This window comes from Roseibium sp. RKSG952, assembly GCF_009711355.1.
Genome location: NZ_SMMF01000500.1, coordinates 1 through 1,396, shown reverse-complemented (window position 1 = coordinate 1,396; position 1,396 = coordinate 1). Strand labels below are relative to the sequence as shown.

The 1,396-nt window shown below is 55.9% G+C and carries 2 protein-coding genes; both read left to right on the top strand.

Annotated features, from left to right (window positions below):
* Positions 1 to 204 precede the first annotated feature (204 nt).
* Positions 205 to 444, top strand: coding sequence for a 2-hydroxymuconate tautomerase (locus E1297_RS01805; RefSeq protein WP_368669434.1), 240 nt, complete (start codon positions 205 to 207; stop codon positions 442 to 444).
* 10 nt (positions 445 to 454) lie between these two features.
* Positions 455 to 1,237: an alpha/beta fold hydrolase gene (locus E1297_RS01800; RefSeq protein WP_155133137.1), complete on the top strand. Its 783-nt coding sequence runs from the start codon at positions 455 to 457 to the stop codon at positions 1,235 to 1,237.
* The last annotated feature ends 159 nt before the right edge of the window (positions 1,238 to 1,396 follow it).

The following is a 1,396-nucleotide window of genomic DNA, read 5'->3' as shown; positions in this document are numbered from 1 at the left end:
TTTCAGTGATGTTTGATCACGCCCAAAGGGACCCGTTCCAGTGCATAGAAATACCAGAGGCGCCTTCGGGTGCGTTGCCGGAGCCACATCTTTCACCTGTACAGTCGAGCAGACAATGACCCATGGAACTCATTCGGTTGTCGTAGGCAGCGTCAGAACAGTGAGTGACGTGGGTATGAGAACCCTGGCCGACATGGCGCGCGCATACCACGTTGTTCGCCCTCAGAAGGGCCCAACAGGAGAACCGCAATGCCAATAATTCGTGTCGAAATGTTCTCAGGACGCACCCCAGAGCAGAAGCGGGCACTTATCCGAGAGCTGACGGATGCCTTTATCAACGCAGCAGGAGGGACGCCGCAAAGTGTACACGTGGTGATAACAGATCTGGATAAAGGCGATTGGGGTTCCGGCGGACAGCTCTGCTCTGACAAGTTTCCGGATTGAGGGCTGATAGATGGCAGATGTGATCGACTGCGAATTCTCCGTTCAGGGCGACGGCCCACCGCTCTTTTTGATTCACGGAATCGGGGCGGCGCGCAATACCTGGGCCAAGGCTCTGCCGATTTTGACCGACCATTTCACCGTCGTAACCTATGACCTTCGCGGACACGGGACCTCGCCGCTGCCGGAAGGTCCATTTGGTCTGGACGAGTTGGTCGCCGATCTGGAGCGGGTGCGAGAGAAGACAGGGTTTAAATGTGCACATTTCGCCGGTCATTCCCTAGGTGGCATGATCGGGCCAGCTTATGCATTGAAGTACCCGAACCGCGTTAACTCGCTGGGGCTTCTGTCTACTGCCGCTTTTCGCACCAAGGAAGACAGCGCGAAGGTCTGGGGGGTCGTGCATGCGATGGAAGAAAAGGGCATCCCGCAGGTTTTGGAAACCCTGACCGCCCGCTGGTTCACCGATGAATTCATCGCGACACATCGGGAAGTGGTTGCAAACCGGCTGAAGCAGGTGATCGGAACGGATCCGGATGTTTTTCTGAATGTATTCCGAATCTATGCGGGCACAGAAATGGCATCTTGGCTGCAGCGTGTCACGGCCCCGTCCCTGGTGCTCACCGGTGAAAATGACGGGGGCTGCAATCCGCGCCTGAATCGCCTGATAGATCAGGCGCTGCCGAACTCGGAACTGTTTATCCTGCCAAAGTTAAAGCACTCGATCCTGTTGGAGGCGGGCGACCGTGTTGCTGAACATCTCTGTCGGTTTGTTGCCGACAACCCCGTGGAGTAATTGCTTCCCGGACAGTATTTTGCTCGACACTTCTTCATGCCTGTGACCCCAACTTCATATTGGGGTCACAGGTGGGTTATCGAAAACTACTCCGCAGGTATTGTAGAGCTTTCCGGATCTATTGTCGAAGCGACGCCTGCAGCTTCGCGCCTGCCGTCG

Excerpts from the sequence above, each read along its gene's own strand:
- E1297_RS01800 (WP_155133137.1), top strand. The coding sequence starts at position 455 with ATGGCAGATGTGATCGACTGCGAATTCTCCGTTCAGGGCGACGGCCCA.